Raw genomic sequence first — 4,958 nt, forward strand, 5'->3', positions numbered from 1 at the left:
CTTCAGTTAAAGTTAATGCATCCATTACACCATAACATCCAGGTCCTATCATTAAGTTAAAGTCTCTAACAGTTCCAAAGCTTTCTGTGTTTACATCTCCAGAAAATCCATGAACTTCAAAAGGTTCTAAGTGAATTAGAGGGCCTTTATTGTGACAAAGATCCATGGAACCCTCCAAAGTTGTTATATATCTATAAATTTTTGGAACATTAGTGAAGGTGGAGTGTTCTAGTTCTACAGTGGCAGAACTAATTCTCCATTTAAAGTTTAATTCCATATAATTAGAGTCCTTAGGATAAATATATATTTCGTTAGTAGTGCCTCCACTCCAACTAGAAGTTTTTATTTTATCCTTTGTTATTATTTCTGTTTTAAAACCCATAATATCACCTCATTAATAATTAACATATATAACATTAATACAAAAACTCATCCATATATGAATAAATATAGGAATGAGTTTTAAAATGTAATACAAAATTACAGTATTATATCTAAAAGGTCTTTTTCTATTAAATCATTGTATTTTCCAGATCTATATTCTGCAACAAGAACTTTTCTCTCATCATTAGAGATTATAGGAAGTTTTTTGAACAACTCATTAGGCATTTCTACATAGGCACCCTTAGGATCCATTTCTTCAGTAAAAGTGATTACTGCAGGAATACTTTTGCAGCCTACTGCTTCTTCAAGAAAGCCTTCGTAACCTGTTCTAGGAAATAAATGAACCTTTAAGTTTTGGTTTTCTTCTGAAAGTTTTTGTACGAAAGGAATAGTTACGATACAATCAGGACAAAAACCTTCTGTAAATATTGCAGCATGAACAACCTTGTCTAGTTTTTTTATTTGTTCCTTAGTAGCACTAGAAAGTTCAGTGTCTGCATAGGTCTTATCTTGGATATTACCATATTTGGCATGTTGTTTTTCTACATACTCTTCAAAGCTCAACGCTTTATTAAAATCTAACATATTATCTTACCCTCCAATTACTTCTAACTAAATTTTGTTTTTTTATAAATTAGAATGTATTGTATTAAATTAAATTTATTCAATATAATACATTATGTTAGCATCGGATAGACATAGCTTGTTCATGATTATTATAACAAATAAATTTGATAAATAGTAGATATATACAATTTATTAACTTGTAAAAAAAATTAGAGTTTTATATACTAGGGTTATGGGACAAAATAAATATAATTAACAATATAAAATATTTATAAAAATTAAAAAGGCGGCGATATTATGTCAAAAGTTATAGAAAGATTTTTAGGATATGCTAAGTATGACACACAATCAAGTGATTCTACGGGAACAACCCCAAGTACTGCTAGCCAAAGAGTTTTAGGTGAAGTTTTATTTGAAGAATTAAAAAGAATCGGCATGAGTGATGTTACTATTGATGAAAACAATTACGTAATGGCTACATTGCCTGCTAATACTGATAAAAAAATACCAACTATTGGGTTCATATCTCATATGGATACTGCTCCAGATTATTCAGGTAAAGATGTTAAGCCTCAAATGGTGAATTATGAAGGTGGAGATATTAAATTAAATGCAAATACAGTTTTATCTCCAGTAGATTTTCCTGAATTAAATGACTATATAGGAAAAACTCTTATCACAACAGATGGAACTACTTTATTAGGAGCAGACGACAAAGCTGGTATATCAGAAATTGTTACTGCTATGGAATATTTAATTGCAAATCCAGATATAAAACATGGTACAATTAAAGTTGGGTTTACTCCAGACGAAGAAATTGGAGAAGGTGCAGATCACTTTGATGTAGAAAAATTTGCAGCAGACTTTGCTTACACTGTAGATGGGGGAGCTGTTGGAGAAATCGAATATGAGAACTTCAATGCTGCTGGTGTGGAAATGGTAATTAACGGAAGAAATGTTCATCCAGGAAGTGCTAAAAATAAAATGGTAAATGCTCAGCAAATAGCTATGGAGTTAAATGGATTATTACCTGTTAATGCAAGACCGGAATACACAGAAGGATATGAAGGCTTCTTCATGCTTTGCGATATGGTAGGAACTGTAGAAAAGACTACTATGTCTTATATCATAAGAGATTTCTTCAGAAATACCTTTGAAGAAAAGAAAACTTTAATTAAAGAAATAGTAGAACTTCTTAATAAAAAATATGGTGCAGGCACTATAGAAATTTCAGTAAAAGATCAATATTACAACATGAAAGAAAAAGTAGAACCTGTAATTCATGTAGTAGACACAGCTGTTGAAGCAATGAAAGCTCTTGATATCGAGCCAATTATAGTTCCTATAAGAGGTGGTACTGATGGAGCAAGATTATCCTTTATGGGACTTCCAACTCCAAACATATTTACAGGTGGACATAACTTCCACGGAAAATTTGAGTTCATTCCTGTAGATTCTATGGAAAAGGCAGTAAAAACTATAGTTAAGATAATAACTCTTTATGCAGAAAAATAAAAAATTCTAACATTTATAGTACTCATACATAAAAATTAACTCCTTAATACACACTATAGTAAAGTGATTGAGGAGGTCGGTATAATATGAGTAATGATAAATCAAGACCAATATATCCACCAGATATACATAACTATTTTGGTGATTTTAGAAGCATAGCTCCTATGTCTGATTCAGTTTGGGAAAATGTAAGAGAAGCTGAGATAGAAGCTGCAAAGACAAGAAGTCGAAGGAATTACAATATGGAGACTAGTGAAGAAATTGCTTTTGATGATTTAAATGAAGATATAAAAAGCGAAAGTGAAGTTGATCTTGACTCCATTATAGATGAGGTAGACATGAGTGATCATGGTAATGATTACGGAGATTATGCTAAGAAAAGATTATATTAATATTTCTTAGAGGAAGAATTTATTCTTCCTCTAAGTTAATTTAGGGTTCACATAGGAAACTACTGAAGCTATAAGGCTTTAGTAGTTTTTTAGAATATTATATTTACATATAGGATCTTTTCAAATTTTAATCCTTTAAGGTACAATTAAGAATTCATTCATATTTTAGTCACTTAACTGACACATAAGTGTTGATAATAATATATATAGATAAGAATAGTAAACAAATTAACTTTTAATAAGGGGGAAGATTTAATATGGATAAAGATATAAACAATAATGAATTAAATAATAATGAATTAAATAATAATGAAATTAATAGTAATAATAACTTAAATGAAAACACCGGTATTAATAAAGATAATAATGACAATAATACTAGTGACAATATAAACTACACTGTGATTCAAGATGTAGAATATACAACAAATGATGACTTAAAATTCAATGAAGTTAATACTTCATCATGGCAAGAAGAAGAAAAAAAGAAGAAAGATAAAAAGAATAAAGGTAAAGGTTCAGCTAAATCTTATATAGCTATAGCTCTAATATGTTCTATTTTAGGAGGAGCAATTGGTACAGGTGTTACTTATGGAGCTATGAGAAGTACTATACAATCAGCAATTAAGGAAGCTAAAACAAAAACAAATAATAGTGGAACAACAGCAAATATTAATCCTATAAGCAGTATGAATATACCAGAAATTGTAGCAAAGGTTTCTCCAGCTGTAGTTGGTGTATCAACCACTTCAGTTTCAACTAATGTATTTGGATTTGATATGGGTGAACAAGAAGGCATTGGCTCAGGATTTATTTTTTCAGATGATGGTTATGTACTTACAAACTATCATGTAGTTAAAAATGCTAGTCAAGTTAAAGTTATATTTAGTACAGGTAAAGAAGTAAGTGCTAAGGTTGTAAACTATCAGGAAGATGCAGATTTAGCAGTTCTTAAGATTACTGATGATGTTGAAATGCCAGGTAAAGTAGAACTAGGAGATTCTGATAGTCTTCAAGCAGGAGAACAAGTTATAGCTATAGGAAATCCTCTTGGAAAAGAATATCTAGGCTCTGTAACAACAGGAATTATAAGTGCTGTTAATAGAGGAGTAGCTTTAACTGAAGGTGGAGAGAAAATGAACCTTATCCAAACAGATACTGCTATAAATCCAGGGAATAGTGGAGGACCATTAATAAATTCTCAAGGTGAAGTTATAGGTATAAATACAGCTAAGATAGGCTCTACTGGAGTAGAGGGAATAGGTTTTGCAATTCCAATAAATGATGCCACTGAAAAATTAGATGCCTTAGTAAAACAAAAAATAAAGTTTGGTATAGCAGTTAGAAATATAACTGAAGATTTGTCAAAACAATATAATTTGCCGGTAGGTATATATATTCAAAGTATTGAAGATTTTAGTATAGCACAAAAGGGAGGATTACAACCTGGAGATGTAATTACTAAAATAGGTAAGAAAAATGTTAAGACCGTTGAAGAATTAAATAAGGAAAAAGAAGCCTACAGTGATGGAGATAGCATTCCTATAGAATTCGTAAGAAAGGGTCAAACAATGCAGGCTACTTTAGTAGTAGAATAATAAAGTTAATACTTATAATTATCCCCTAATTATAATATTATAAATTTCAAATAGGTGTGAAGCTTGAGTTATCAATGTTTCATGCCTATTGATTTTTATATCCGTCAAAAATTCGTCAAAAATTCGTCAAAAATTATTTTATAAATATTTATTTATAATTTTAGTAGCATTAAGAAGCATTTCATCATTAACATGGGAATATGTTTTCATTGTCATTCCAACTGTATGACCAAGAAGTTGAGCTGTAGTTTTAAAATCTAAATTTTTAGAAATAAGGTTAGTAGCATAGATTTATATCTCTACATTGCAATGCATTTAATGGGAAGGCTTATGGTATAGAAACTTTCTGCTATAAGTTTAAGTATAGAAAATTAGCTGACAACATACACAACTCCCTATTAGCAGATAAAAGGCTATATAGAACAAATAGAGGGGTTAAAGAGGGAGATTTACACGTTATTAGAGAAAGTAATATGGATGCTTGTCTTGTAGAAATGGCTTT

At 30.3% G+C, this 4,958-nt stretch carries 6 protein-coding genes; 4 read left to right on the forward strand and 2 right to left on the reverse strand.

Annotated elements, in window-relative coordinates; translation table 11 throughout:
• Together B2671_RS01995 and B2671_RS02000 are read right to left on the reverse strand one after the other, a co-directional pair.
• A partial coding sequence (locus tag B2671_RS01995; protein ID WP_346868918.1) for a HutD family protein occupies window positions 1-382 on the reverse strand: 382 nt, incomplete at its 3' end.
• Between the two features lie 98 nt (window positions 383-480).
• Window positions 481-969, reverse strand: coding sequence for a thioredoxin family protein (locus tag B2671_RS02000; protein WP_346868919.1), 489 nt, complete (start codon window positions 967-969; stop codon window positions 481-483).
• A 279-nt stretch (window positions 970-1,248) separates the two neighbouring features.
• Here B2671_RS02000 and pepT point away from each other — a divergent pair, with 279 nt between their 5' ends.
• The 4 genes from pepT to B2671_RS17545 all read left to right on the forward strand — a co-directional run.
• Entirely contained in the window at window positions 1,249-2,466 is a 1,218-nt protein-coding gene (gene pepT / locus B2671_RS02005) for a peptidase T (RefSeq protein ID WP_346868920.1), read from the forward strand.
• A gap of 86 nt (window positions 2,467-2,552) precedes the next feature.
• The gene (locus B2671_RS02010; RefSeq protein WP_346868921.1) at window positions 2,553-2,858 is read left to right on the forward strand and encodes a hypothetical protein; all 306 of its coding nucleotides are present in this window, start codon (window positions 2,553-2,555) and stop codon (window positions 2,856-2,858) included.
• A gap of 257 nt (window positions 2,859-3,115) precedes the next feature.
• Window positions 3,116-4,456 (forward strand): S1C family serine protease, encoded by a 1,341-nt coding sequence (locus B2671_RS02015; RefSeq protein WP_346868922.1) that lies wholly within the window; start codon window positions 3,116-3,118, stop codon window positions 4,454-4,456.
• 293 nt (window positions 4,457-4,749) lie between these two features.
• Window positions 4,750-4,958: N-acetylmuramoyl-L-alanine amidase family protein (locus B2671_RS17545; protein ID WP_414632604.1), on the forward strand; the 209-nt coding region annotated here is incomplete at its 3' end.

The sequence above is a fragment of the Clostridium sp. UBA5119 genome, assembly GCF_002414285.1.
GTDB classification, from domain to species: domain Bacteria; phylum Bacillota; class Clostridia; order Clostridiales; family Clostridiaceae; genus Clostridium_J; species Clostridium_J sulfidigenes.

What these genes read in the sequence shown, in the direction of transcription:
- B2671_RS02000 (WP_346868919.1), bottom strand. Translation starts at nt 969, where the DNA reads ATGTTAGATTTTAATAAAGCGTTGAGCTTTGAAGAGTATGTAGAAAAA.
- pepT (WP_346868920.1), top strand. Translation starts at nt 1,249, where the DNA reads ATGTCAAAAGTTATAGAAAGATTTTTAGGATATGCTAAGTATGACACA.
- B2671_RS02010 (WP_346868921.1), top strand. Translation starts at nt 2,553, where the DNA reads ATGAGTAATGATAAATCAAGACCAATATATCCACCAGATATACATAAC.
- B2671_RS02015 (WP_346868922.1), top strand. Translation starts at nt 3,116, where the DNA reads ATGGATAAAGATATAAACAATAATGAATTAAATAATAATGAATTAAAT.